22 protein-coding genes are annotated in these 24307 nt (G+C 59.6%); 12 read left to right on the forward strand and 10 right to left on the reverse strand.

Annotated elements, in window-relative coordinates:
• Positions 1–190 precede the first annotated feature (190 nt).
• The 5 genes from ACZ5FP_RS14040 (at position 191) to ACZ5FP_RS14060 (ending at position 6465) form a co-directional block, all read left to right on the forward strand.
• Positions 191–916 carry a response regulator gene (locus tag ACZ5FP_RS14040; protein ID WP_464660830.1) on the forward strand — a complete coding sequence of 242 codons (726 nt, stop codon included), beginning with the start codon at positions 191–193 and terminating at the stop codon, positions 914–916.
• Positions 913–2172 (forward strand): ATP-binding protein, encoded by a 1260-nt coding sequence (locus ACZ5FP_RS14045; protein WP_464660832.1) that lies wholly within the window; start codon positions 913–915, stop codon positions 2170–2172. The genes ACZ5FP_RS14040 and ACZ5FP_RS14045 overlap by 4 nt, the downstream gene beginning before the upstream one ends.
• Before the next feature lie 238 nt (positions 2173–2410).
• Complete coding sequence (locus tag ACZ5FP_RS14050; protein WP_464660834.1) at positions 2411–3013, forward strand: invasion associated locus B family protein; 603 nt, start codon at positions 2411–2413, stop codon at positions 3011–3013.
• Positions 3014–3225: 212 nt separating this feature from the next.
• Positions 3226–5604 carry an outer membrane protein assembly factor BamA gene (gene bamA / locus ACZ5FP_RS14055; RefSeq protein WP_464660836.1) on the forward strand — a complete coding sequence of 793 codons (2379 nt, stop codon included), beginning with the start codon at positions 3226–3228 and terminating at the stop codon, positions 5602–5604.
• Between the two features lie 120 nt (positions 5605–5724).
• Positions 5725–6465, forward strand: coding sequence for a polysaccharide deacetylase family protein (locus ACZ5FP_RS14060; RefSeq protein ID WP_464660838.1), 741 nt, complete (start codon positions 5725–5727; stop codon positions 6463–6465).
• On the opposite strand, the gene ACZ5FP_RS14065 is transcribed toward ACZ5FP_RS14060, so the two are convergent.
• On the reverse strand, positions 6450–7841 hold the full coding sequence (locus ACZ5FP_RS14065) for a sensor histidine kinase (protein ID WP_464660840.1): 1392 nt from the start codon (positions 7839–7841) through the stop codon (positions 6450–6452). The two genes, ACZ5FP_RS14060 and ACZ5FP_RS14065, sit on opposite strands and share 16 nt — an antisense overlap.
• Entirely contained in the window at positions 7828–8511 is a 684-nt protein-coding gene (locus ACZ5FP_RS14070; RefSeq protein ID WP_464660842.1) for a response regulator transcription factor, read from the reverse strand. Before ACZ5FP_RS14070 ends, ACZ5FP_RS14065 begins: the two co-directional genes overlap by 14 nt.
• A 131-nt stretch (positions 8512–8642) precedes the next feature.
• On the opposite strand from ACZ5FP_RS14070, the gene ACZ5FP_RS14075 reads away from it, so the two are divergent.
• The 5 genes from ACZ5FP_RS14075 to ACZ5FP_RS14095 all read left to right on the forward strand — a co-directional run bounded on the left by ACZ5FP_RS14075 (position 8643) and on the right by ACZ5FP_RS14095 (position 15834).
• The gene (locus tag ACZ5FP_RS14075) at positions 8643–9344 is read left to right on the forward strand and encodes a response regulator transcription factor (protein WP_464660843.1); all 702 of its coding nucleotides are present in this window, start codon (positions 8643–8645) and stop codon (positions 9342–9344) included.
• A gap of 290 nt (positions 9345–9634) precedes the next feature.
• The gene (locus ACZ5FP_RS14080; protein WP_464660845.1) at positions 9635–10876 is read left to right on the forward strand and encodes an efflux RND transporter periplasmic adaptor subunit; all 1242 of its coding nucleotides are present in this window, start codon (positions 9635–9637) and stop codon (positions 10874–10876) included.
• Positions 10873–13986: an efflux RND transporter permease subunit gene (locus ACZ5FP_RS14085; RefSeq protein ID WP_464660846.1), complete on the forward strand. Its 3114-nt coding sequence runs from the start codon at positions 10873–10875 to the stop codon at positions 13984–13986. The genes ACZ5FP_RS14080 and ACZ5FP_RS14085 overlap by 4 nt, the downstream gene beginning before the upstream one ends.
• A gap of 194 nt (positions 13987–14180) precedes the next feature.
• Entirely contained in the window at positions 14181–14591 is a 411-nt protein-coding gene (locus ACZ5FP_RS14090) for a DUF2147 domain-containing protein (RefSeq protein WP_223613047.1), read from the forward strand.
• 100 nt (positions 14592–14691) lie between these two features.
• Positions 14692–15834: a PQQ-dependent sugar dehydrogenase gene (locus ACZ5FP_RS14095; protein WP_464660847.1), complete on the forward strand. Its 1143-nt coding sequence runs from the start codon at positions 14692–14694 to the stop codon at positions 15832–15834.
• A gap of 39 nt (positions 15835–15873) precedes the next feature.
• On the opposite strand, the gene ACZ5FP_RS14100 is transcribed toward ACZ5FP_RS14095, so the two are convergent.
• The 3 genes from ACZ5FP_RS14100 to ACZ5FP_RS14110 all read right to left on the reverse strand — a co-directional run bounded on the left by ACZ5FP_RS14100 (position 15874) and on the right by ACZ5FP_RS14110 (position 18665).
• Complete coding sequence (locus tag ACZ5FP_RS14100) at positions 15874–16722, reverse strand: universal stress protein (protein WP_464660849.1); 849 nt, start codon at positions 16720–16722, stop codon at positions 15874–15876.
• A gap of 146 nt (positions 16723–16868) precedes the next feature.
• Positions 16869–17711 (reverse strand): NAD(P)-dependent oxidoreductase, encoded by an 843-nt coding sequence (locus ACZ5FP_RS14105; protein ID WP_464660851.1) that lies wholly within the window; start codon positions 17709–17711, stop codon positions 16869–16871.
• 72 nt (positions 17712–17783) lie between these two features.
• A complete protein-coding gene (locus tag ACZ5FP_RS14110; protein ID WP_464660853.1) occupies positions 17784–18665 on the reverse strand; it encodes a LysR substrate-binding domain-containing protein in 882 nt (293 codons plus the stop codon).
• A gap of 63 nt (positions 18666–18728) precedes the next feature.
• Here ACZ5FP_RS14110 and ACZ5FP_RS14115 point away from each other — a divergent pair, with 63 nt between their 5' ends.
• Entirely contained in the window at positions 18729–19703 is a 975-nt protein-coding gene (locus ACZ5FP_RS14115) for a DMT family transporter (RefSeq protein WP_464660855.1), read from the forward strand.
• Here the strand turns inward: ACZ5FP_RS14115 and sugE are convergent.
• The 4 genes from sugE to ACZ5FP_RS14135 form a co-directional block, all read right to left on the reverse strand.
• The gene (gene sugE / locus ACZ5FP_RS14120; protein ID WP_223613041.1) at positions 19660–19977 is read right to left on the reverse strand and encodes a quaternary ammonium compound efflux SMR transporter SugE; all 318 of its coding nucleotides are present in this window, start codon (positions 19975–19977) and stop codon (positions 19660–19662) included. The two genes, ACZ5FP_RS14115 and sugE, sit on opposite strands and share 44 nt — an antisense overlap.
• 28 nt (positions 19978–20005) lie before the next feature.
• Positions 20006–20755 (reverse strand): F0F1 ATP synthase subunit A, encoded by a 750-nt coding sequence (locus tag ACZ5FP_RS14125; protein ID WP_464660857.1) that lies wholly within the window; start codon positions 20753–20755, stop codon positions 20006–20008.
• Between the two features lie 220 nt (positions 20756–20975).
• Complete coding sequence (locus ACZ5FP_RS14130) at positions 20976–21290, reverse strand: PepSY domain-containing protein (protein ID WP_288193173.1); 315 nt, start codon at positions 21288–21290, stop codon at positions 20976–20978.
• A gap of 73 nt (positions 21291–21363) precedes the next feature.
• Entirely contained in the window at positions 21364–22188 is an 825-nt protein-coding gene (locus tag ACZ5FP_RS14135; protein WP_464660859.1) for a mechanosensitive ion channel family protein, read from the reverse strand.
• A 307-nt stretch (positions 22189–22495) separates the two neighbouring features.
• Between ACZ5FP_RS14135 and ftsZ the strand changes: the two genes are divergently transcribed.
• Positions 22496–23530 (forward strand): cell division protein FtsZ, encoded by a 1035-nt coding sequence (gene ftsZ / locus ACZ5FP_RS14140; protein ID WP_223613037.1) that lies wholly within the window; start codon positions 22496–22498, stop codon positions 23528–23530.
• 57 nt (positions 23531–23587) lie between these two features.
• On the opposite strand, the gene ACZ5FP_RS14145 is transcribed toward ftsZ, so the two are convergent.
• Positions 23588–24196, reverse strand: a complete 609-nt coding sequence (locus ACZ5FP_RS14145) for a PadR family transcriptional regulator (protein WP_464660861.1) — start codon at positions 24194–24196, stop codon at positions 23588–23590.
• Between the last annotated feature and the right edge of the window lie 111 nt (positions 24197–24307).

Genomic DNA, 24307 nt, shown 5'->3' on the forward strand with positions numbered 1-24307 from the left:
TGCTGCTGGAACATGAAACGCGCGGGCGTCGGAAATCCGTCTCAATCATTTCGGAAACTTGCTCGCGGCCTTATTTTTGTAACCGAACGTAAACAGGCGCATACCCGGCAATGTTTCGTTACAAAATTGTTCTGCCGGGCCTTTGGAAAAACCGTTAGGAACGGCGATGCGATTAGAAATGCGTTGAGCGATGCAAACTGCAGCCCATATCATGGTCGTCGATGACGATGCCGAAATCCGTTCGCTTCTCGGGCGCTATCTGAGGGAGCAGGGTTTCCGCGTCTCAGTGGCCGCCAACCGGCGCGAGTTCGATGCGCTCTTCGCCGAGCGCAGCCCGGACCTGCTTGTGCTCGATGTCCTTCTGCCTGACGGATCCGGTCTCGATATCTGCCGGGTCATGCGCAGCCAGAGGCAGCAGGTTCCGATCATCTTGCTGACCGCGCTCAAGGAAGACGTCGATCGGATCATCGGCCTCGAAATCGGTGCCGATGATTATATGAGCAAACCATTCAACCCGCGTGAGCTGACCGCCCGGATCAAGGCAGTGCTGCGCCGGTCAAACGGTGACAAGCCCGCCACGGAAGAAATCAGCACGTTCGAATTTGCCGGCTTTGTCGTCGAGCCGCGATTGCGCCGGGTGCTTGGTCCGTCGGATAGTGCGGTCGATCTGACCGGCGCGGAATTCGACCTCTTGAAGGTTTTCCTGGAAAGAGCGGGAAAACTGCTGTCACGCGACCAGCTGCTTGATCTGACACAGGGGCGTGACCGCGATCCGCTCGACCGGTCCATCGATGTCCTGATGAGCCGCCTGCGCAAGAAACTCGGCGACTGCGAGCAGCGTCCCTTGTTCAAGACCGTGCGCAACGGCGGCTATCAACTGACTGTTCCCGTCAAACGCATTGCCGCCGAACCATGAACTCCCTGCGCAACCGGATCGCCCTTCTGCTGTTTCTGGCGATTGTCACCGTGGTGCTTCTGGCCACGCTGACAGCTGTGACCGTGCTGCGCGGGCCTCCGCCCGAAGCCGTGCTGTCGCCGGTAATCCAGAAGATCAGTCCCGTCATCCGCATGATCGAGGCAAGTCCGGCCAGCGCGGCGTCGCAGGAATTTGCAATACAACCCATGCAGGCCCCCGGCTTTGACGACAGGCGGTTGTCCGGCATGTTCATGCGCGAGCTTGCCCAAGCCGGGCTTACCCGGACAGTCATCGTCACCCGCAATGCCGGGCAGCAGGGCCTTGCCGCTTCGGTCAGGCTGCGGACAGGCATGTGGCTGGTTGTCGATGTTCCGGATATGACACCGCGCATGTGGTGGATACTGACGGCATGGATAACCCTCATCACCCTGGGCAGCACCGCCGTATCCATCTTTGCCGCATCGAAAATCACCAGGCCGCTTCTGCTCCTGGACAATGCGGTGACGGCGGTCAGCGCTGACGGGACCCTGCCCCATGTTCCGGAGACCGGTTCGCAGGAAGTCCGCGCCACGGCACAGACGATCAACCGGCTGTCGGAGAGGCTGAAAACCGCCACGGAAAGCCGCATGAGGCTGATTGCGGCGGCCGGTCACGACATGCGCACCCCAATGACCCGCATGCGGCTGCGCGCCGAATTCCTGCCGGATGATCCCGACCGCCAGAAATGGCTGAATGACCTGGAGGAACTCAGCAATATCGCCGACAGCGCGATCAGTCTCGTTCGTGAGGAAACAGTCCGGGATACATTCGCAAGCACGCGGCTCGATCTGACCCTGCGGGAGATAGCCGACGAACTTTCCGGTCTGGACATGAAGGTGAATGTCCAGAACCTTGCGCCGCTGTCGATTGCGGCGAGCCCGCTGGCGCTGAAGCGGGCCTTGCGCAATCTCATCATCAATGGCGCAACCCATGGCAATGGTGCTGACATCGCCATGGAACAGCGGCAGCAAGCGGCTGTGATCACCATCAGCGACAATGGGCCCGGAATTCCGTCCGAACTTCTGGACAAGGTGTTTGAACCATTTTTCCGCGCGGACCGTTCGCGGCGCAAGACCGTGCTTGGCGCCGGTCTCGGGCTGGCAATCGCCAAGGAGATCATCGAGCGTTTCGGCGGTACGGTCACCATTGCCAACCGCGAACCGTCGGGTCTTCTCCAGACCATCCTGTTCACCGCCGAAACGCGTCCGCAAGTTTAGGTTGGCCAGCGGTACGGGAAACACTGGTTAACCAAACCGCGACGGCCAGAAATCTTCTGAAACCGGCGGAACGCATTCTCAACATCATATCCTGCAACTTTTGACCGGCAGGCCACCGTTGGACCGACAGGGTCCAGCCGTTGCCCGTACAGGTTAAACGGGCCGCTCGAATGCGGCGCAAAGCGATTTGCGGAACGCCATGACGCCAGATCACCCATGCCGGAACAGTGCGAGATTCATGCGCGGCGCCTGCCTCGTCTTCGCTCTTGCCGGACTGTTGCCGATGTCCGCTCAAGCGGGTGTCGACAACAAACCCCTGCTTGATCAGGTGCTCAGCGAGCGCAGGCAGGCATCGGGACCCAGACAGGCTCATGCGAGCCCGCGGGATCCGCTCACCGTCAAGTTGTTGTCGCCGTCGCAGGAGGAAACATTCCAGAACTGGTCGCTGCTTTGCCAGGCAATGGAGGCCGGGAATGATTGTTTCCTGTCGCAGACCCTTGTGGACAATCGGGTGCCCGACGGCAAAATACTGTTGCAGATCAACGGCATTGATGAAAACGGCGTGCGCGGGCACGTGATGCTGCCATCCGGCTTCCTGCTGCAGGAAGGCATCACCATCCGCATTGGCGCAGCATCCCTGCAATTCCCCCTGATGTCGTGCATACCGGAAGGATGTGTTGCCGATATCCGTTTCAATCAGCAGCAATTGGCGTTGCTGCAAACCAGCGCACAGGTCGACATCGCGATCATACTCAGATCCGGCGAAGCCATGCATTTCCCGTTCGCACTGCAGGGGTTTCAATCCGCATTCCAGAAGATGAGCGCGGCCATCCGTCCATAGGATTTTCGCTGCACCGCGCCAACACTGTTTCCGGTTCAGCCTGACCACCAGCAATGTTCGATTACAAAACGGCCGCCCGCAGCAAAAGTTCGAGACAATACGGACTGATTTTGGACATCGCCCGCAGGGAATCTCGAGCCCAACGCGCGCATCCGGTTGCCGCAATTCTTGAGTGCCCTTCCCGGAATGACAAGACAGAGTTTGGATAGTTGATGGCGGCAAGTTCAAAATTCACTGGTGCAGCGTCGGCGCTCGCCATTTCAGCGGTTCTGATAAATTCGGCAGCGATGATTGCGACGGTCGCGGGGACGACGGCGGCGCAGGCGGCAACCGTCAGCCGCATCGACGTGCGCGGGAATGCCCAGGTGGATGCCCAAACGGTCAAGGACAATCTCGGCATCACGCCGGGCAAGCCATTTTCCAGCACCGATATCGATGCGGCAACCAAACGGCTGTTCAATACCGGCTTGTTCAGCGATGTGCGCATCACCCAGTCCGGCGGCGCGCTGATTGTGACGGTGTCTGAACACCAGATTGTCAATCAGGTCATTTTTCAGGGCAACAAGAAGATCAAGGATACGCAGCTTGCCCAAGCGGTAAAGCTGAAGCCGCGCAGCCCGTTTGATCAGCAGACGCTCGATGCCGACACCGAGGCTGTCCGCGCCGCTTATCACAATATCGGCCGCAATGATGCGACGGTCAGTTCGCGCCTCATGAATCTGGATGGCGGCCGCGTCAACGTTGTCTTCGACATCAACGAAGGCGACCGCACCAAGATCGCCAACATCGTGTTTGTCGGCAACCGCGCTTTCAACACGCGCCGGTTGCGCGATTTGATGACGACACGCCGATCCAATTTCCTGTCCTGGCTGACGCGCAATGACGTCTACAGCGAAGAGCGCATGCGGGCGGATGAAGAAATCCTGCAGCGGTTCTACTACGAGCACGGCTATGCGGATTTCCGCGTGATTTCATCGACGGCCAATCTCGATGCGGCAACCAATGAATATACGATCACCGTTACGGTCGACGAAGGCGAGAAGTACACGTTCGGCGGTGTCGAGATCCAGAGTTCGGTCGACGGTGTCGATACATCGAAACTTGGCGGTTTGGTGCGCACAGCGCAGGGTACGACCTACAACGCCAGGGAAGTCGAGGATTCCGTCAGCAAGCTGTCAGAGCAGGTTGCCGGCCAGGGATATGCCTTTGCCAAGATCGACCCGCGCGGTGATCGCAACTTCCAGAACCACACGATTTCGGTCGTCTACAACATCGACCAGGGTCCGCGTGCCTATCTCGAACGTATTGAAATCCGCGGTAACGCGAAAACCCGGGATTACGTCATCCGCCGTGAATTCGATGTGAGCGAAGGCGACGCGTTCAATCAGGTTCTGATCCAGCGCGCCAAGAAGCGCCTGGAGCGGCTCGACTTTTTCCAGAGCGTCAATATCTCTACGACACCCGGCTCACAGCCCGATCAGGTCGTGCTCATCGTCGATGTCGTCGAGAAATCATCCGGCGATTTTTCGATCGGCGGCGGCTACACCACCAGCGGGGATCAGTCCGGTCCCTCGGTTGAGGGCTCGATCACCGAGAAGAACTTTCTCGGGCGCGGTCAGTATCTGCGCCTGTCGGCTGGCACAACGCTCTTCAACAGCCAGAATTATCAGTCCTATGCCCTGTCCTTCACCGAGCCCTATTTCCTCGGCCAGCGCATTTCAGCCGGCTTTGATATCTACAAGCGGCAGTCCGGTGTAACCGACAAATACCTGACGGACACAACGGGCGGATCGATCCGGTTCGGCCTGCCGATCAGCACGGATCTCACCGCTGGCGTGGCATACAACCTGTCGCAGCAGAAAATAACGATCGATGATGCGGCCCTGACCGCAAGCGGCGTTCCTGACCCGACACTGGTGTCGCAAGCCTATATCGATGCCGCCAGTCGGGGAACGTGGATCAAGTCGTCGGTCAGTTGGTCACTTGTCTACAACACCATCGATGATGCAAAAAACCCGCATGACGGCCTCTACGCGAAATTCGAACAGGAGGCGGCCGGGCTTGGCGGCGATGCCAGCTTTCTCAAAACCACCTTCAAAAGCAGCTTCTACAAGACGCTGTCGGCACAGCAGGATATTGTCGGTCTGGTTCGCGTCGGCGGCGGTTACATCAAGGAGCTCGGCAACAACGGGCTGAGCGTCTTTGATACGTTCCAGAGCAGCAGCGACATGATCCGCGGCTTCAGCTATGCCGGAATCGGCCCCCGCGACTCCCGCGTTACCGATGCGGACGGCAGCTTCGTCGGCGGCACGACCTACGTCAATGCAACCGCCGAAACCCAATTCCCCGTGCCTTTGATACCCGAAAGCGTTGGAATCAGGGGCGCTGTCTTTTCCGATGTCGCCACCTTGTTCGGCAGTGACAATGCCTACGCCACCAATACGGACATGCAATGGCGCGCTTCCGTTGGCGCCGGCATCATGTGGGCATCGCCATTCGGGCCCCTCCGGTTTGACTACGCCATTCCGGTGCTGAAAGTCGATGGAGACCAGGTGCAGAACTTCAGCTTCAACATGTCAAGCAAGTTCTGACGGCTCGTTTGATATGCGCTGGTGTCTCGCTTGACAGTCTCCTGCCCCGCATGAAACAAATCCCCGTACTAATTGCTGAAAGCAATCACATTGTACTTTGCTGCCGTTTCAGAGAAACCCATGCGGACCGTATTTCTGTGCCTGATCCTATGCATATTCTCGTCCGCTGCTTTCGCACAACGAACGATATACCTTACCTTCGACGATGGCCCGCTTGAGGGAACGTCGAACATCCTGGACGTCATTCAAGCGCAAAACGTTCCGGCCACGATGTTCATGGTGGGCTTGCATGCCGACGCGAGCAGCGAGCGGGCAGCATTGGTGACAAAGGCCAAGTCGATACCCTTCATCACGGTGGGCAACCACAGCTACACCCATGCGAACAATCACTACCGCCTTTTCTATTCCTCCGTTGAGGAGTTGCTGGCCGACCTGGCGCGCGCCAACACGGCGCTGGGGCTGACCGGCAACCCAATCCATGCGCGTCTGCCGGGACGCAATGTCTTCCGCCTTCCCGACCTGTCATCGGACGATTTATCGATTGGCAAGCCGGAAGACCGGCGTGAAGAACCGGACTTCGAATTTGTCGCGGCGAGCGGTTATTTTCTCTACGGTTGGGACCATGAATGGGTGCATGAGAACAGCGGCAAACCCGTCCAGACCGTCGATCATTTGCTCGGTGAAATCGATCATCTTTTCGGCTTCGGCAAACTGGCCCAGCCCAACAAGCTGATACTTCTGATGCATGACGAGATGTTTCAGGACACGTTCAACGGTGCGGACAATCTGAAAGCGCTGATTACAGGACTGAAGGTCCGGGGTTATAGCTTTGGCCGGATCAAGGATTATGACGCCGGCTGAACCTGCCCCGGCGTGCGCCCCTGCTCATGGCTGTTGAACTCCAGTATGACGTTGCAGCCGGTTTTCTGCTCCCCAAGGCTCAAGTCGATGCCATGCAGGCGCGCGATCGCCGCCACGAGGCTCAAGCCAAGCCCGTTGCCCGGTTCATGGCGGCTTCTTTCACCCCGGTGAAACCGCTGCAGCACCAGTTCCTTTTCCTGTGGGGGAATGCCGGGGCCGGTGTCTTCCACTGAAAGCCGCGGCCGCTTCAGATGTCCGTCGAGGGTGACTTTGACGGCACCGCCACGCGGCGTGAATTTGATGGCGTTGTCGACAAGATTGCCGACGGCTTCAAACAGCAGGCTTGGATCGCCGAGAATGCTGAGGGGAACCGTACCGAAATCAACGGACAGTTCGACCCCGCGCTCCTCGGCAAGCGGCTCGTACAGGTCCACCGCATCCGATACGACGGTTTTCATATCCACCGGCACAAACCCTGCCCGGCGCGCACCGTCTTCAATCTCCGAAATACGCAGGAGCGCGCTGAACGTCTTCAACATTGATTGCGTTTCCACAATCGCGCCATCGACATATTCGGCATAATCATCTGCCGTAACCGCCCTGCGGCGGGCGCGCTCAAGTCCTGCCAGCATGCGCGTCAGCGGGGTCCGCATATCGTGCGCGATATTGTCACAAACCCCTTTCACTTCGTGCATCAGCCGCTCGATCTCGTCGAGCATCGAATTGACGACCTTCACCAGCCGGCGCACATCGCCGCTGCCGCCCAGGGCGGGCAGCCGCTGTGTCAGATCTCCGCTCATGATGGTGCGGGTCGCATCTGAAATCGTGTGGATCTGCCTGACGGAACCGGCACCGATAAACGCCGCACCGAGCAAGCCCAGGGCTGCCGTCACGGCAGCGCCCAGGATCATGGCGTTGGTGAGGACATCATTGAATTCGCGCAGCTCCCCGACATCCTGCGCAATGAGAAGCGTGTTGCCGGATGGCAATGATCTCATAACCCCGCGGAAATGCGCACGTTTGCCAGCCCTCAACGTCGCGAAATTGTGGGGATCTGGTTTGGTCTTGTCCGCTGCAGGCAAAGTCATCGGGCTGCCTGCAAGAAGCACACCGTGCGAGTCGAACAAGGAAATCGGGCGTTCCTTGACGGCGTTCACGGATTCCCTCGTCGCCAATCGCGACGTGATGGCCTGATCGTCAAGCGGGGAAAAGGTAGTGACCTCCCGCAGCAGCCACTCATCCGTGCGGTCTGTCAGAAAGTCGCGGGTTTCCCATGAAAGAAAGGCAAACAGCGCCCCTGACGCGACAGCGAAGAGAACCAGAAAAGCGATAGCCAGCCGGAAACTTGTTGTGTGTACGAGTTCAATCAGGCGCATCAAGCACATATCCCGAGCCGCGGACTGTTCTGATCACCGCCACCGCTCCGGTGGCTTCGATCTTCTTGCGAAGCTTGCTGACATGGACGTCGATGACATTCGTCGGCTCGTCATAACGATAGTGCCAGACTTCTTCAAACAGCATTGTACGGGTCACGATCTGGCCCGCATGGCGCATCATGTATTCCAGCAACCGGTACTCTCTTGGCAGGAGATCGATGAGTTTTCCGGCCCGCTTCACGGTATGGGTCAGGAGATCGGCTTCCAGATCACCGGCGCGAAGCGACGTTTCCGGCATGGCGACCGACCGCCGCCGTGCCAGCACGTCGATGCGTGCCGTCAACTCCAGGAATTCGAACGGCTTGGTCAGGTAGTCATCACCCCCTGCCTTCAATCCCCTGACCCGCTCGTCCACGGCGGAAAGCGCACTCAGGATCAGCACCGGCGTGTGGATGCCGGCAGCTCTCAGGGTCGACAGGACGCCCAGCCCATCCAGTTCTCCCGGCAGCATGCGGTCAAGAACGATGGCATCATATTTGCCCGTCACGGCTTCGAGCAGCCCCGCTCGGCCATCGGCGGCTATTTTGACAGCGCAGCCATTGTCGATCAGCGCCGCTTCGATTTCGGACGCTGTCCGGACATCATCCTCGATTACAAGAATTGTCGACACGTCACCTCCATGAAAACGCCCAATTGAGATTGAATCTGAGAGGCGGGCCTTTGCTATACACCATAATTGGTGCGACCCTGATGCGACTTCGCCAAAACATTAAATGCATTTTATAAATGGAAACGTCATCCATGCGAATACTGATCGTCGAAGATGACAAAAAGACGGCGCGCTTCCTGACGCGCGGCCTGAACGAAAGCGGCCACGTGGCCGATCATGCTGCGGGCGGCGAACTCGGGCTGACCCTTGCAATGGAGGGCATTTACGACGTGGCCATCATTGACCGCATCCTTCCGGGCCTGGACGGCCTGGCCGTCGTTGCGGAACTGCGCCGGCTGAAGATCAACCTGCCGGTGCTGATGCTCAGCGGCATCGCCACCGCCAAGGACAGGATTGAGGGATTGCGCAGCGGTTGCGATGACTATCTCGGCAAGCCCTATGCATTTTCGGAAATTCTTGCCCGAGTCCAGGCATTGCAGCGACGAAACGACCGGACGGCTGGGGCCGATATACTGAGCGTCGGAGATTTGACTCTGGACGTGAAGAAGCGGCAGGCCGCGCGCGCCGGTTCCCCCATTGACCTGCAGAACCGCGAATTTCTTCTTCTGCGCACGCTCATGCAGCATGCCAATGCGGTCGTCACCCGGTCCATGCTGCTCGAGGCGGCGTGGGATTATGATTTCGAGCCGAAGGGCAACATCGTCGACATGCATATTCACCGGTTGCGGAAGAAGCTGAACTCCGGTTTCGAAGAGTCCATTCTGCATACCATCGCCGGTGCCGGTTATCTCATCGGGCGGATGCCGGAAGACCAGGCGCTCGGCGGCGATTGACCTCACACGGTACCCAGTGCGCACTTTCTAAAATACATTTCATGTTCGCGCGAAGTCGAGAGCATGACCAGGCATCCATTATCGGGGCAGCAGCAAAATTGATTGCCGCATTTTCTTGCCTCGGTGGTGCCAAAGATGGAATTAGACGCTGTTGTTTCTGTACAGAACCCTTGCCGGTTCTGGCCTATCGGGCACTTTGACCGAAAACGACCCCATGGGCCGTCATGTGTTGCTCACGCGGCACGCTCGCCATCGGTTGATTGCGCCGTTGCCTATCTTGGTGCGTGCCCATGCTGAACCGCGGCCCCAATGAATTCCGTCAGGACGATGGTCATCTGAACGAGCCCGCCGAGCCGAAGCCGGGTGGCCGCAGCCGCCGCCGGTTTTTTGTGATCGGCGGCCTTGTCGTGCTGGCCGCAGCCGGTTTCGCCGGACAGCACTATTGGTCGTCCCTTAACGGTCACCCGGTAAAATTAGCCGCCGCGCCGACTGCTATCCCCGTCACCACCGGGAAAACCGACATTCGCGATCTATCGATTGAGCGTTCTGCCCTCGGCACCGTGACAGCGCTGTCCACCGTGACGGTGCGAACCAAGGTCGACGGCCAGCTGCTCAATCTGGCCGTTCAGGAAGGTCAGGATGTCAAAGCCGGCGACGTGCTGGCCCGGATTGATCCGCGCCCTTATGAAGCCGAACTCGCCCGTGCCCAATCCACGCTGGCCAAGGACAGTGCCCAGCTGATCGTTGCAAAGGCCGATTATGACCGCGCGTCCAAGCTATCGAGTTCGGGCTATGGTGCAGTCCAGATCGCCGATACCGCCAAAGGTCAGGTGGCTATTCTGGAAGCAACGATTGCCGGCGATCAGGCCGCCATCGATGCCGCCAAACTCAATCTGGAATTTGCGACGATCACTGCACCGGTGAGCGGCCGCACCGGCCTGAAGCTGGTCGACGAAGGCTCGATGCTTCATGTATCGGACGCCGCGGGTCTCGTGACCATCACCAAGATGAAACCGATTGCAGTCCAGTTCTCACTGCAGCAGGACGACCTTCCCGACCTCCTGGCCAGCCAGAACAGCGGCGAGCTGACGGTCGCCGTCGACAGCCGTGACGGACGGCAGCATCTTGCTGACGGCAAGATCACCGCCATTGACAGCCAGGTGGACCAGAATACCGGCATGATCAAGCTGAAGGCCACCTTTCCCAACGAAAACCTGAGCCTGTGGCCCGGCGAGCTGGTGACGGCGCGGGTGGTGACACGAACGGACCGCAACGTTGTCGCCGCTCCCGCCTCGGCGATCCAGAACGGGCAGAGCGGACCGTACGTCTTCGTTGTGAAGCCCGATAACAAGGTGGCGACCGTTTCCGTCGAAGCGGGTGTGACTGCGGGCGGATTTACCGCCTTGAAGTCCGGTCTCGGGCCGGAACAGGACATCGTCGTCAGCGGACAATCCCGCCTGAGCGACGGCGCTTCGATTTCGGCAAAGAACGCCAAGCCGAATGTTGCAAGCGCAGCGGAGACAAAGCCATGAGCATCTCCGAGGTATTCATCCGCCGCCGCGTGGGAACATGCCTACTTGCACTGGGAATGATGCTTCTTGGCGCGGTCGCTTACTTCATGCTTCCCGTCGCCTCGCTGCCCCAGGTGGACTTTCCAACCATTCAGGTGGAAGCCACCCTTCCCGGCGCCAGTGCCAACACCATGGCCACGTCGGTCGCCACGCCACTGGAAAACCAGCTCTCCAATGTTTCCGGGGTCAATCAGATGACCTCGACCAGTTCTTCGGGCCGAACCAACATCACCATTGAATTCGATCTGTCGCGGGACATCAACGCCGCGGCGCAGGATATCCAGGCGGCCATCGGCGCGGCGGCTGGCAGCCTGCCCAAGAGCCTGCCAAGCCCTCCCACCTATCATAAATCCAACCCCGCCGAAGCCACGGTGCTCACGCTGGCCTTGACCTCCGACCGTCTTCCGCTCACCGAACTCGACCACTACGCCGAAGACATCGTTGCGCAGCAGGTATCGCAGATGAACGGTGTGGGGCTCGTGGATTTTCACGGACCGCAGCGTCCTTCCGTGCGCATTCAGATCGACCCGGACAAACTGGCCGCGCGCGGGCTCACCCTGGAGGATGTCCGCAGCATCGTTGGCAGCCAGACAGTGAATACACCCAAAGGCTCGATCAGCGGCGACGGCCGCACCACGGTTCTCGATGCCACGGACCAGATCGTCGATGTTCCGACCTACCGCAACACCATCATCGCCTACCGCAACGGCGCTCCGATCTACCTCAAGGATGTGGGCAAGGTGATCGCAGGGCCTGAAGACAACAAGCAGGCCGCATGGCTGCAGACGAAACGCTCGGTCATGATCGATGTGCACAAAATGGCCGGATCGAACATTCTCGAAACCATCAGCAACATAAAGGCCAGGTTGCCCGCACTGGAAGCCGGGCTGCCAGCTGGCGTCAAACTGTCAGTCGTCGGCGACCGCACGCAGATCATCGATGCATCGGTGTTCGACGTGCAGATCACGATGCTGATCACCGTCGCGCTCGTCGTCATGGTCATCTTTTCGTTTCTGCGAAACTTTTGGGCAACGCTCATTCCGAGCATAACCATCCCGCTGTCGCTGCTCGGCACGTTTTGCGTCATGTACCTTCTCGGCTACAGTCTGGATAATCTGTCGCTGATGGGACTGACAATTGCCGTCGGCTTTGTCGTGGACGATGCCATCGTCGTCATCGAGAACATTGTGCGCCACCTCGAAAACGGAAAATCCAAGCTGCAGGCTGCCATCGAAGGCGCGCGTGAAGTCAATTTCACGATCATCTCGATGACCATATCGCTTGTCGCCGTTTTCATCCCCATCCTGCTGATGGGTGGTATCGTCGGGCGCCTGTTCCGCGAATTTGCCGTTACCGTCAGCGTCGCGATCCTGATGTCCGGCCTGATATCCCTGACCGTCACGCCGATGTTGTGCGCCTGGCTGATCCGCGACGAGAAACACACATCGCACGGGCGCATCTTCAACTGGTCCGAGCGGCTGTTCAATTCGATCACGCGCGCCTATGGCCGCGGACTGGATTTCGTTCTCCGGCATCACAACATCACGCTCGTCGTCACCTGCATCACCCTCGTATTGACGGTGTGGCTCTACGTCATCGTCCCCAAGGGATTCCTGCCGGAACAGGATACGGGTTTCATCCAGGCGCAGGCACAGGCCGCAACAGATATTTCCTTCGATGCGATGTCTGTCAAAATGCAGGATCTTGGCGACATCATCATGCGTGATCCGGCCGTCGACAACGTGGCTTACTGGATCAATCCCAGCCCTTCGACCGCCGTGGGACAGGTCCAGATCAATCTGAAGCCGTTCGGCCAGCGCAGCACCGCCCAGGCGGTCATAGCGCGCCTGAAGAAAGCCGTCGCGGGCATGGAGGGGCTGACCCTCGGCATGCGGATACGTCAGGATATTCAGGTCGGCGGCCGCTCATCGGCATCGCAATACCAGTATACGCTTCAGGCTCAGGATACGGAGGAACTGACCAAATGGGCCGCCGTCATGTCCAAAGCCCTCAGTTCATTGCCCGAGGTCCAGGACGTGATCTCCGACAAGCAGAACGAAGCCACGAGCGCGACACTGAACATCGACCGTGCCACCGCATCGCGTCTCGGCGTAAGTGTTCAGGCCATCGATGACACGCTCTACGATGCCTTCGGACAACGTCAGGTCGCAACCCAGTTCACGCAGGTCAGCCAGAACCACATCGTGCTTGAGGTTGACCCGCGTTACAGCCTGTCCACCGATGCACTCAATCATCTGTTCGTGCGCTCGTCGACGCTGAACCAGCTCGTTCCGCTGAGCCTGCTGGCATCGGTGAAAACAACCGTGTCGCCGGTGACGATCAATCATCAGGGGTCAATGCCCGCAACGACACTCTCCTTCAATCTGAAGCCCAACATAGCCCTCGGCGACGCGGTGACGGCCATCCACACCGCGGAGTTGAAGGCGGGGCTCCCGATCACCGTCACCGGCACGTTCCAGGGTACGGCACAGGCCTTCCAGAGTTCCCTGAGCACCCAGCCATGGCTCATCCTGGCGGCGGTCATAGCGGTCTACATCGTGCTCGGCGTTCTCTATGAAAGTGCCATTCACCCGCTGACGATCATATCCACCCTGCCCTCAGCCGGTCTCGGCGCCTTGCTGGCCCTGCTGCTGTTCGGCCAGGACCTGTCCATCGTCGGGATGATCGGCATCATTCTCCTGATCGGAATCGTGAAGAAGAATGCGATCATGATGATCGACTTTGCCCTGGAAGCCGAGCGCCATCAGGGTCTGGCACCGGCCGAGGCGATCCATCAGGCCTGCCTGCTGCGCTTCCGGCCGATCATGATGACGACCATGGCCGCTCTCCTCGGCGCATTGCCCCTGGCGCTCGGCACCGGCCCCGGCGCGGAACTGCGCACGCCGCTTGGCATTGCCATCGTCGGCGGACTTGTCGTCTCGCAGATCCTCACGCTCTTTACGACGCCGGTCATATATCTGGCGCTCGGCGGTTCGGGCAAAAAGGATTATGCGCTGGACGATGCAACACCTGATATGGTTCCCAGCAAAGGAACAGTTCTAACCCATTGATACAGAATATACTTTCAGGCGGCACTCCCGGGATGACCGGAGAGCACGCCTGATTGTTTTTGTTCTCCGCGTGGCGGCGGCCGCGCGCCCTGTGTGCACAGGAATGCCATACTTGTCCTGTAAGGGTGCGCAGGTTACGGTTGTTAACCGGCTTGCAAACCCAACGGCCCGTGATGGCCAGGAGATACCCATTGATGACTGTGCGAAACGCTATTTTCTCGTGTCTTTTTCTTGCGGCGCTGACTGGCCAGTCCGTCGCCGAGACACAGGATATCGCCGGAACCTATGTCAATGATACCGGCCGCACGAAGGTTCGGCTCAGCGACTGCGGCGCCGGGATTTGCGGCACGGTCGTCTGGATGAGCGCGCCCGTCAACGATGTGAAAAATCCCGATGCGTCCAAGCGCAACCGGCCTGTTGTCGGCATTCAGGCCGTAACGTTGAAGCCAAACGGCGAAGGAACCTATTCCGGAACCCTCTACAACACCGAAAATGGCCAGACCTATACGGGCAAGGCAAAGGTTTCGGACCAGGGCATAGAACTGTCCGGCTGCGTCCTTGGCGGATTGATCTGCAAGGTCTCGGTCTGGCGCCGCGCCGACTGAGCCGCCGCCAACCTCTATCCGCTGGCCAGCGCTTGCATGCCGCCGACAGCACACCTATGTGCAACGTGAGGCATTAACCGGCATTCACTGGAGGGCTTTCATGAGTCGTCGTGCTGCAGCTATCGTCCTTGCAATCCTTGGCATTGCCGGTTCAAGCTCGATTGCATGGGCTGCCGCATCGGTCAATGCGGGCAGGAATGCGCCGAGCACCACCACCCCATTTACGGCAACGACCGTCGCGCATTTTGATACGCCGTGGGCCATAGCCTTCCTCCCCGATAGCCGCATGCTTGTTACGGAAAAGCCCGGCCGACTTTTTCTGGTTAGCCGCGAGGGAAGCAAGACGGAGATAAGCGGCGTTCCCAAAGTGGCCTATAGCGGCCAGAACGGCCTGCTCGACGTGGCGGTCGCGCCGGATTTTGCAAAGAAACCCGTCATTTACCTGACCTACGTGGAACCGGGCGCTGGCGGCAGCAGTCTCGCCCTCGCCCGCGCCGAACTCTCGCTGGCCGGAAAGACCGCCGCATTGAAGGGGCTCGACGTCATCTGGCGGCAGATGCCGAAGGGCAGCGGCGGCCAGCCCGGCGGAATCATCGCATTCTCCCCTGACGGTCGGCACCTGTTCCTCACATCGGGGGATCGCATGCGGCCAGACACCGCCCAAGACCCCGATCAGGCGCTGGGAAAAGTGCTGCGGCTCAATCTCGACGGATCAACCCCTCCCGACAATCCCTGGGCCAAGCAAGGCGGCATCAGAGCACAGATATGGACCCTGGGGCATCGCAACCCCTACGGCCTTGCCTTTGATGCCAAGGGCAGGCTCTGGCTGGATGAAATGGGTCCGAAGGGCGGCGATGAGCTCAACCTCCTGAAGCCGGGACGGAATTACGGCTGGCCGATTGTCTCCAACGGCGACAATTACAATGGGACACCCATCCCGCGCCATGATACCCGCCCGGAATTCGAAGCTCCTCTTGTCTACTGGACGCCAGTCATCGCTCCCGCCGGCCTGGCATTTTACCAGGGCGACCTCTTCCCGCAATGGAAAGGCTCGGCCTTTATCGGCGGATTGGTCGAGAAGGGCTTCGTGCGGATCAGCTTCGACGCCAATGGCGGCGCCAGGGAAGCGGACCGATGGGTGCTTGGCCATCGCATCCGCGATGTCGCCGTGGCACCGGACGGCGCGCTCTGGCTGATCGAAGACGAAAGCAACGGCCGCCTGCTGCGGCTGACGCCGAAATAGGAGAATGGCATCTTCAGCGCCGTAGCTTTGACACCATGCTCACCGCGATATGAGCATCGGCAGTTCGGTGTTGGACAACAGCGATCGCGTCACGCCGCCAAACAGGATTTCGGTGGAGCGCGGGTGACTATAGGCGCCGATGACCAGCAGATTTGCCCCTACCCCACGCGCTTCCCGCACAATCGTGTGGGCAACCGGTTCATTTGACGAAACGACGAGAACGGTTGCCGGCACATCGTGCTTAGCCAGATGGCTCAGGAGATCCGCGCCCGGCTCATGATTGTAATCGGCCGCAGCGCGACCGTTTTCGATGACCAGTATCGTGACCTGCTTTGCCGTCACGATAAACGGCATGGCATCGTAAACAGCCCGGCGCGCCTCGCGGCTGCCATTCCAGGCAATTACCACCTTGTCACCGATAGTCCCTCCATCCCACTCCCGCGGAACAACCAGAACAGGAATTCCCGTTGCAAGGAGCAATTGTTCAGCCGACCAGCTCATCGGAAGATCACCCAGCGGCGGTTGCGCGGCAACGATGAGGTCCGCATTCAGGCCGCGGACCATGTTCTGGTCGTCAAGCCTGTCCTGCCATGCAACACGAAACTCGGAACCGACGCCCTCGGCTTCGGTTATCCGGGCGAAGTGCCGGCCGGACCTGATCAGTTTGTTCTCGTCAGCGCTTCTTTGGCGAACGATCACCTGTCGGATTGCTTCCGACCCACGCGCAAAATTTTCGGATGCCGAGCCGTAGGCGGCCCGCGTCAAACCGTAAACACCGACGAGATAAGCCCCATGCTTCTTGGCGAGGCGCGCCGCATGCGCACCAACTTTCTCGCCGGGGAGAGAGGCATCCAGGAAAACGACGATATCACGCCACACGGAAAGCATCGGAATACTCCTTGAACCATGTCCTTCTCAAGATATGGTATCGGGATTTCCGTTTGTCACCCATCATGGGGCGTGCGGCGTGTTAAATTGTCGATATGGCTGAAATGCTTGACCACCTGTCCGTCAGGTGTCATTCGCCTTGCGGCTTACTTCCCGGCAAGCACACCATCCAGTGTTGAAGCGAGACGTCCATCGCCGTTCTGATCACCGGCCATCCTGGCAAAAACCTCAGCCATGGCCTGAAAAAGCGCCGCGCCGGGATCGTCAGGTCCAAGGAATTCGGCGATCTCTTCCATCTCGGCAACCCATCGATAGGCCTTGGGATACATATCGGGTATTGAGCGTTGAAAACGGGCGAGAAGCTCCGGCATGCTCTCCGCCATCTCGGCGTGCAGGCTTGCCGCGGAACCCGATCCGGCTGCGGCCAGCAGCATGGTCGTACCAAGCCCGACCAGTCCCTTGTTGATGCCGGCATAGACCATCTTCAGGGCGGAGGCTGCACCGATCGAACCGTCGACGCGGTGCGTCCGCAGGCCGAGCGCCTTGAGACGGTTGACAATCCCATCGTCACCGCCGCTCACATAGAATTTCGGTCCTGCATTATCGGGTTTCGGCGGCGGGCCGATAATGGCGCCATCGAGTATATCCCACCCGGTCCCGGACAGAACCGATCCGACTTCGCGCATCGAATGCGGATTGATCGCGTTGAAATCGATGAAAGTGCCTTTGGCACCTGCTGCCGACAAAACCGGCGCGAACCCGTGCGCGACGCCGACCGCCTCCGCCGGTGGAACAATGGAGAATATCAGGTCGGCCCCGGCGATATCGGCGATGGCTGCCGGTTCAATGCCCGCCGCCCGGACGCGGTCCAGTGTCCGCTGGCTTCGCCCTTCGGTGAAGGAAAGGACGCGGGCTCCGCCCTGTATCAGGCGTTGCCCGACGGCGCTGCCCATGGCCCCGGCTCCGATGATGGCGATGGTTGTCGGCATGGGTTCGTCCTCGCATGATCTGAACACTCCGGCCAAGCCTCGCCAAGCACCGTCCGATTGTCAACGGCGCAATCAAGACGCCGAGAGCCCTCGGATGCGCTCCAGCAGCGTGCGGACGGCACGCCGTTGGCTCCCCCGTTCCGTGATGGCATGGAATTTCAATTGGCTGGCTACCGGAGCGCTGGAAATCGGCACAAGGCTGCCGTTTTGGATAAATATCTCGCCATAGGGCGCACGCAGGAGGGCCACGCCGCTCCCCGCAGCCGCCGCATGCAAACCCAGATCATAGTCCGGATAGCGGCGATCCTGCGGACGCGGGCGATAGCGGTGCCCGCGCTCGGCCAGCCAGATACGCCACGCATCGGGATAAGCGTCGTGAATCAGGGGATGGCGGAGAATATCGGCTGGCTCAGGTTCATCTCCCAAGACGAGAGCCAGTTCGGGCGATGCGACGGGAAGGAGGACTTCGTCGAAGAGCGGCATGGCCACACCATCGCTCCAGTCACCGCGGCCATAGCGTATCGCCACGTCGACCTCGCCGAGCGGCGCGTACCGGCGGTCAAGCTCCAGTTCGATCCGCAGATCGGGTGGAGAGCCTTCCAATTTGACAAGGTTCGGCAAAATCCACAGCCGCGCGAAGGACGGCAGGACACTGATCCTGACGGTTTCGGGCTGGCGGTTCTCCCGCCATTCAGCCGCCCCGCTATCGATCAGGTCAAGCGCCTGCTCGAACAGCCGCACAAGCCGTTGCCCTTCAATCGTCAAGCGAACCCCGCGCCCATGCCGTTCGAACAATGCCGTCCCGGCCCATGCCTCGACAATGGCGACGCGCCTGCTGATAGCTCCATGCGTCAAATCGAGTTCATCGGCGGCGCCGGAGAACGAGCCGGTGCGATTGGACGACAGAACCGCCTGTATGGCGTCGAAGGACGGAAGATATGAGCTGTGCTTCATTCTCACAGCTCACGCCATATCAGCACTCTATGTCAAGTCTGGAACCTGTTTTACAGTCTCCCCATGACCTCATCCCGCCCCACACTTTTACCGATCCTGGCTATCTCCACGACCATTCTCGTCTGGGCGACAGCTTTTCCCGCAATCAAGCTTGCGCTCACACAACTGGAGCCCTTGCCACTCGCATCGATCCGCTATGCCATCGCCGCACTGCTGGCGGCGATATGGCTGGTCTGGAAGCGCCCTGCCCGCATGCCGCTGCCGCATCTCCTGCTCTGTGCCGGCTGTGGCATTGTGGGCGGCGCCGGTTACAGCGTTCTCCTGAATATCGGACAGCAAACCGTCGCGGCGGGCGCGGCAAGTTTCCTCATCAAGACTGAATCGCTCTGGATGGCGACATTCGCCGTCGTGCTCCTGAAGGAGCGGTTTCCGCCCATTGCCTGGGGCGGAACCCTGTTGTGCATTATCGGCATTGGCTTGATAGCCAGCGCACAGGCTGGCGGGCTGACCCTGAACTCAGGTGCCGCCTTTGTGCTCGGCGCTGCGTTGTGCTCGGCAACGGGCTTCACGGTGCAGCGCCAGCTGGTTTCGCGCTATGGTGCCCTGCATGTGGCGGCCATCATGTTTATATCAGCTGCGCTCGCCCTTTCGCCATGGCTGTCGCAGGCCATAGCGCAAACCGGCAATGCATCGCTTGCCGTACGGGGCTGGATCGGCTTCCTCGGCATTTTTCCCACCGCAATCGGCCTGGTTTGCTGGGCCTATGCGCTCGGCACGTTTGGCGTCGCCCGGGCCGGAAACTTTCTCTACCTCATTGCCCCCATCGCCATGCTGATCGCCTGGCTCATTGCCGGCGAACCACCGAAAATGAGCACGGTCCTCGGCGGCATGCTCATCCTGGCCGGGGTTGTGATCGTGAACATGCGCGGCAAGACTGTGCAGGCACCGGTTGACGTCCGCACCGAAACGCCGGCGACCGATACCGCACCATTGCCTACAGCGTCGATAGTTTCAGACCAATCAGTCCCGCAACGATGAAGCCGACGCTTGCAAGCCGGAAAAGCGTGACCGCTTCACCGAGGAAGAATATGCCGACAAGGAATGCGCCAACCGCTCCGATGCCCGTCCAGATGGCATAGGCGGTGCCGAGCGGCAGGGATTTCATCGCCACGGCGAGCAAGCCGAAGCTGATGATCATCGTGACGATGGTGATGACACTCGGCACAAGCCGTGTGAAACCATCGGACTGTTTCATTGTGGAAGCCCAAATCACTTCAAACAGGCCAGCAAGGGCAAGATAGATCCATGCCATGATCGTTCCTTTCACAGGGGTGTTGGTTTCAGTGGCCGGGATGAAGCGCGTCGTTCAGATACATGCATGTCAGCATGGCGAAGACGTAGGCCTGGATGAAGGACATTAGCAGTTCAAGACCGGTCAGGGCGACGGCCATGGCCAGCGGCAGAACGGCAGCCAGAAGTCCGACGCCGCCCGCGTCAACCAGATCAGCCACAAAGCCGGAAAACACTTTCAGGGTGATGTGTCCTGCCAGCATCACCGCAAACAAGCGCACCGAATGACTGAGCGGGCGTGACAGGTAGGAGATGATCTCGATGGGGATAATCACCGGTGCGAGCACAACCGGCACGCCAGCCGGCATAAACAGCCGCAGGAATTTCAAACCGTGCCGCCGGAAGCCGTAAATGGTGACCGTGAGGAAAACGAGAATTGCCAGGGCAAAGGTGACAATGATCTGGCTGGTCACCGTAAAGGCATAGGGAAACATGCCGATCAGGTTTGCCACGAGGATGAACATGAACAGCGAGAAGACAAACGGAAAGAACCGCATCCCCTGTTCGCCCGCATTCTGCCGGAGCAGGCCGGCGACGAACTCGTACAGCATCTCCGTCGTGGACTGCAGACGCCCCGGATTGAGCCTGCGTTTGCGTATGGAAATCATCAGGAACGCACTGGAAACTGCAACGGTCAGGACCATGTAGGCGGACGCGTTGGTGAAGCTGATCTCATGGCCCGCGATCTCGGCCAGGCGGACGAGCGGCTTGATTTCGAATTGTTCGATAGGGCCAGCCATTACAGACCTCGCCCGGTCTGACGATGAGAGCTGGCTGGAACGGCGACAGTCAAATAGGAAAAATTCAGTCCGGTGTGGGACACCATCATCTCCTTCAATCGAGATAACGGGGCCGTCCCCATGCGCAACCATGACACAGGTCGTCCTGTGCATGGCTGTCCTAGCCGCCAACCGGCAACAATTCAAGTCAACAAATCGTCAGATGCGATCGAAGGGCCGGCTAGTCGACGGAAATCACTTCGCCCGTGCGCCGGTCGACGCTGACGCGAACATCATTGCCGCGCCGGTCAGTCCCCTCCACGATGAAACGGGACCTCGTCCGGTCTATATTGTCCACGTTGCGCAAGCCTTCGGCGCGGGCGATCCGCACTGCTTCACGCTCGCTGATATCCATGCCGCGCCGCATGGGCCGCTCGGCACCCGGTTCGACAAGACGCACACCGCCCGGCCCGATTTCGAGTGATTGCGCGAAAGACGGGGCCGCCGACAGGACTGTCGCCGCCGCAATGGCTGCAATAGCAAAATGTTTAAACATGATAGCCTCCCAAAGAACATTGTTGAAATGCATGCTCACCAAGGGAAACGCCAAGCGAGGGATGTTGTTCCGTTCAAATGCCCGAGGCTTGCTGATCTGCCGGCTTCTTGTCGTAGAACAGTTCTCCCGTTCCCATGGTCAAATCGGCTTTCACCGCGGCGAAGTCGCTGGCCGATGTCCAGTATCGCAGGGTGATGGCCATGGATTCATCCGTGAGATCCGAGGCGAAGACCTGCGGCGCCGGATCCCGCAAGATGCGCTTGTCATTGGCGGTCAGCGCCACCAGGCTCTTGCGCATCCGGTCGATATCCTCGCCATGATCGGCCCCGAGTGTAATGTCATTGCGGCGGACACCATTGCGCGTGTAGTTTTTGACAGGCTGGGTCCAAAGGGTTGAATTGGGCGCGAGGACATAGACGCCGTCTGCAGCCCGCAAGCGGGTGGCAAACAGCCCGATTTCCTCCACCGTGCCGGAAATGCTGCCGACTTCGACATATTCCCCGATACGCAGCGGCCGCAAGGCGAGGAGCATGATGCCGGCCGCAATATTCTGCAGGGTCCCCTGCAGGGCAAGGCCGATGGCCAGGCCGACAGCGCCGATGGCGGCAATGACCGACGCGGTCTGAATGCCGAACTGGCCGAGCACCATGACCGCCACCAGTCCCAAAACCGCATAGCGGGCGATTTTTGAAAAGAAGCGGCGCAGTGTCAGGTCGAAGCCGCCGACCTTCCCCAATCCGGCATAAAGCCAGCGTTCCACCAGTCCGGCAACGATGTAGCCGATCACCAGCAGCAATATGGCGCCAAGGACCGAGAATGAATAGGTGACAACAAGCGCGCTTGCCTGGTGAATACCGGTCTGTATGGCGGTGACAGCGTTTTGGGGATCAAGTTCCATAGGCCAATTCTCCTGATCAGAAACTGTAGGTGGGAAACATCAGAGTGCCGGGATGGTTCCTTGGTGAACTATTGCGTCAATCTCAAGGACATTGCATCCGCGATGTCCTTTCGCCCGTCGTTCCGGACATACTTTTGACAACCCATCCGGGCGATATGCCATTTCAGGGCTTGCGCCGAAACCCGCTGTCTGATTCTTTGCCGGACATTGGGGTACGGAGAGGCTTTGATTCTCCGAGTGAGCTCCGTCATAACATTACGTACCTGCACGCCGATACAGACCATCGGCCGGGAATAAGGATTGCACGATGTCAATTAACCTCAAGAAGCCGGAAATTTCCGAGATGAAGCCGAATATCACCGTGTTCGGTGTCGGCGGCGGCGGCGGCAATGCGGTTAACAACATGATCCGTGAAAACCTGCAGGGCACGCAGTTCATTGTGGCCAATACGGATGCCCAGGCACTGGCCATGTCCAAGGCAAGCCGGCTGATCCAGCTCGGCGCCAATGTGACGCAGGGGCTTGGCGCAGGCTCGCATCCGGAAATCGGACGGGCGGCTGCGGAAGAAAGCATCGACGAAATCATGGATCACCTTGCCGGCACGCACATGTGCTTCGTGACGGCAGGCATGGGCGGCGGCACCGGAACCGGCGCTGCGCCGGTCATTGCCCGCGCAGCCCGCTCGGCCGGCATCCTGACGGTTGGCGTCGTGACAAAGCCATTCTCGTTCGAAGGCACGCGCCGCATGCGCATGGCTGAAGAAGGTCTGGAAGAACTGCGCGACAGCGCCGATACGCTGATCGTCATCCCCAACCAGAACCTTTTCCGCGTCGCCAATGCGTCCACGACCTTTGCCGATGCCTTTGCCACGGCCGACCGCGTTCTCTATTCCGGCGTTGCCTGCATCACGGACCTGATGGTCCGCGAAGGCCTGATCAATCTGGATTTTGCCGACGTGCGCTCGGTCATGCGCGACATGGGCCGCGCCATGATGGGAACGGGCGAAGGCACCGGCGAAGGCCGCGCACAGGCGGCCGCCGAAGCTGCAATCGCCAATCCGCTTCTCGACGTGGAATCGATGAAGGGTGCCAAGGGCGTCCTGGTATCGATTTCCGGCGGACGCGACATGACCCTGTTCGAGGTTGACGAAGCCGCAACCCGTATCCGCGAAGAAGTCGACGATCAGGCCAACATCATTCTCGGTGCGACGTTTGACGATGCGCTGGAAGGCGTATTCCGGGTATCGGTGGTTGCAACCGGCATCGATGTTGCCCGCGCTGCCGCACTGTCTGATGCAGGCACACCCGGCTCCGTTCTGTCGATGACAAGACGCCAGGCCTAAATCCCCTTGCATGAATTCCCATGCGGCGCCGCTTCCGGCGCCGCATGGGTTTAGACATCAGTCTTTTTTCTTGCCTGATTCTATGTCCAGCGCCGCCTGCTCGAGGATCTTGCGAACCCGGTCCGCCTCTTCCGCATCCCAGCCGTGACTGTGCAGGTGGAGCGCGGTGCGCAGCGTGTCCATCGCGTGGGCAATAGCCTCCGGTGCGCGCTGTCCGGCCATGGAACGGGCAACCATGCCCATCCGCGTGCGGACCGCATCCACCAGGTTCTTGTTCTCGGCGAGATAGGCAAGCCCCTCCTCCGTGATGGTATAGAGCTTTTTCGAGCCTTCGCTCGCCGCTGCCGTTACCTGCCCGATTTCCTCGAGGAAAGTCAGGGACGGATAGACGGAACCGGGGCTCGGCGCATAGGCGCCGCCGAACAGTTCTTCGATGTCCTTGATCAGCTCATAGCCATGGCGCGGCCGCTCGGCGACCAGTGCCAGCAGAACCAGACGCAGGTCGCCCGATGCGAACACCCTGCCTCCGCCGCCCCTGCGGCCGAAACGTCCGCCGCCGCCGGGGCCATCGTGACCGCCGCCGTGGCGGCCAAAGCCGCGTCCCATGCCGTACATGACAAAACGCTCATCGCGTTCGTGCCGTTCGTGATGACAATTTCCAAACATTGCAAATTCTCCTTTCATACGCAAACGATATATCTTTTGAGTCTATCTGTAAATACAAACTTCAATATGCATCGAGCGCCTGCTTCGTTGGAAGAGCTACGTGCATGATTG

It is taken from the genome of Phyllobacterium sp. T2-21, from assembly GCF_055378485.1.

Coding starts and splice junctions, on each gene's coding strand:
- ACZ5FP_RS14145 (WP_464660861.1), bottom strand. CDS start 24,196: ATGTTTGGAAATTGTCATCACGAACGGCACGAACGCGATGAGCGTTTT.
- ACZ5FP_RS14075 (WP_464660843.1), top strand. CDS start 8,643: ATGCGAATACTGATCGTCGAAGATGACAAAAAGACGGCGCGCTTCCTG.
- ACZ5FP_RS14105 (WP_464660851.1), bottom strand. CDS start 17,711: ATGCCGACAACCATCGCCATCATCGGAGCCGGGGCCATGGGCAGCGCC.
- ACZ5FP_RS14040 (WP_464660830.1), top strand. CDS start 191: ATGCAAACTGCAGCCCATATCATGGTCGTCGATGACGATGCCGAAATC.
- ACZ5FP_RS14115 (WP_464660855.1), top strand. CDS start 18,729: ATGACCTCATCCCGCCCCACACTTTTACCGATCCTGGCTATCTCCACG.
- ACZ5FP_RS14050 (WP_464660834.1), top strand. CDS start 2,411: ATGCGCGGCGCCTGCCTCGTCTTCGCTCTTGCCGGACTGTTGCCGATG.
- ACZ5FP_RS14080 (WP_464660845.1), top strand. CDS start 9,635: ATGCTGAACCGCGGCCCCAATGAATTCCGTCAGGACGATGGTCATCTG.
- ACZ5FP_RS14095 (WP_464660847.1), top strand. CDS start 14,692: ATGAGTCGTCGTGCTGCAGCTATCGTCCTTGCAATCCTTGGCATTGCC.
- ACZ5FP_RS14065 (WP_464660840.1), bottom strand. CDS start 7,841: ATGCGCCTGATTGAACTCGTACACACAACAAGTTTCCGGCTGGCTATC.
- sugE (WP_223613041.1), bottom strand. CDS start 19,977: ATGGCATGGATCTATCTTGCCCTTGCTGGCCTGTTTGAAGTGATTTGG.
- ACZ5FP_RS14100 (WP_464660849.1), bottom strand. CDS start 16,722: ATGCTTTCCGTGTGGCGTGATATCGTCGTTTTCCTGGATGCCTCTCTC.
- ACZ5FP_RS14085 (WP_464660846.1), top strand. CDS start 10,873: ATGAGCATCTCCGAGGTATTCATCCGCCGCCGCGTGGGAACATGCCTA.
- ACZ5FP_RS14090 (WP_223613047.1), top strand. CDS start 14,181: ATGACTGTGCGAAACGCTATTTTCTCGTGTCTTTTTCTTGCGGCGCTG.
- ACZ5FP_RS14135 (WP_464660859.1), bottom strand. CDS start 22,188: ATGGAACTTGATCCCCAAAACGCTGTCACCGCCATACAGACCGGTATT.
- bamA (WP_464660836.1), top strand. CDS start 3,226: ATGGCGGCAAGTTCAAAATTCACTGGTGCAGCGTCGGCGCTCGCCATT.
- ACZ5FP_RS14060 (WP_464660838.1), top strand. CDS start 5,725: ATGCGGACCGTATTTCTGTGCCTGATCCTATGCATATTCTCGTCCGCT.
- ACZ5FP_RS14125 (WP_464660857.1), bottom strand. CDS start 20,755: ATGGCTGGCCCTATCGAACAATTCGAAATCAAGCCGCTCGTCCGCCTG.
- ACZ5FP_RS14130 (WP_288193173.1), bottom strand. CDS start 21,290: ATGTTTAAACATTTTGCTATTGCAGCCATTGCGGCGGCGACAGTCCTG.
- ftsZ (WP_223613037.1), top strand. CDS start 22,496: ATGTCAATTAACCTCAAGAAGCCGGAAATTTCCGAGATGAAGCCGAAT.
- ACZ5FP_RS14110 (WP_464660853.1), bottom strand. CDS start 18,665: ATGAAGCACAGCTCATATCTTCCGTCCTTCGACGCCATACAGGCGGTT.
- ACZ5FP_RS14045 (WP_464660832.1), top strand. CDS start 913: ATGAACTCCCTGCGCAACCGGATCGCCCTTCTGCTGTTTCTGGCGATT.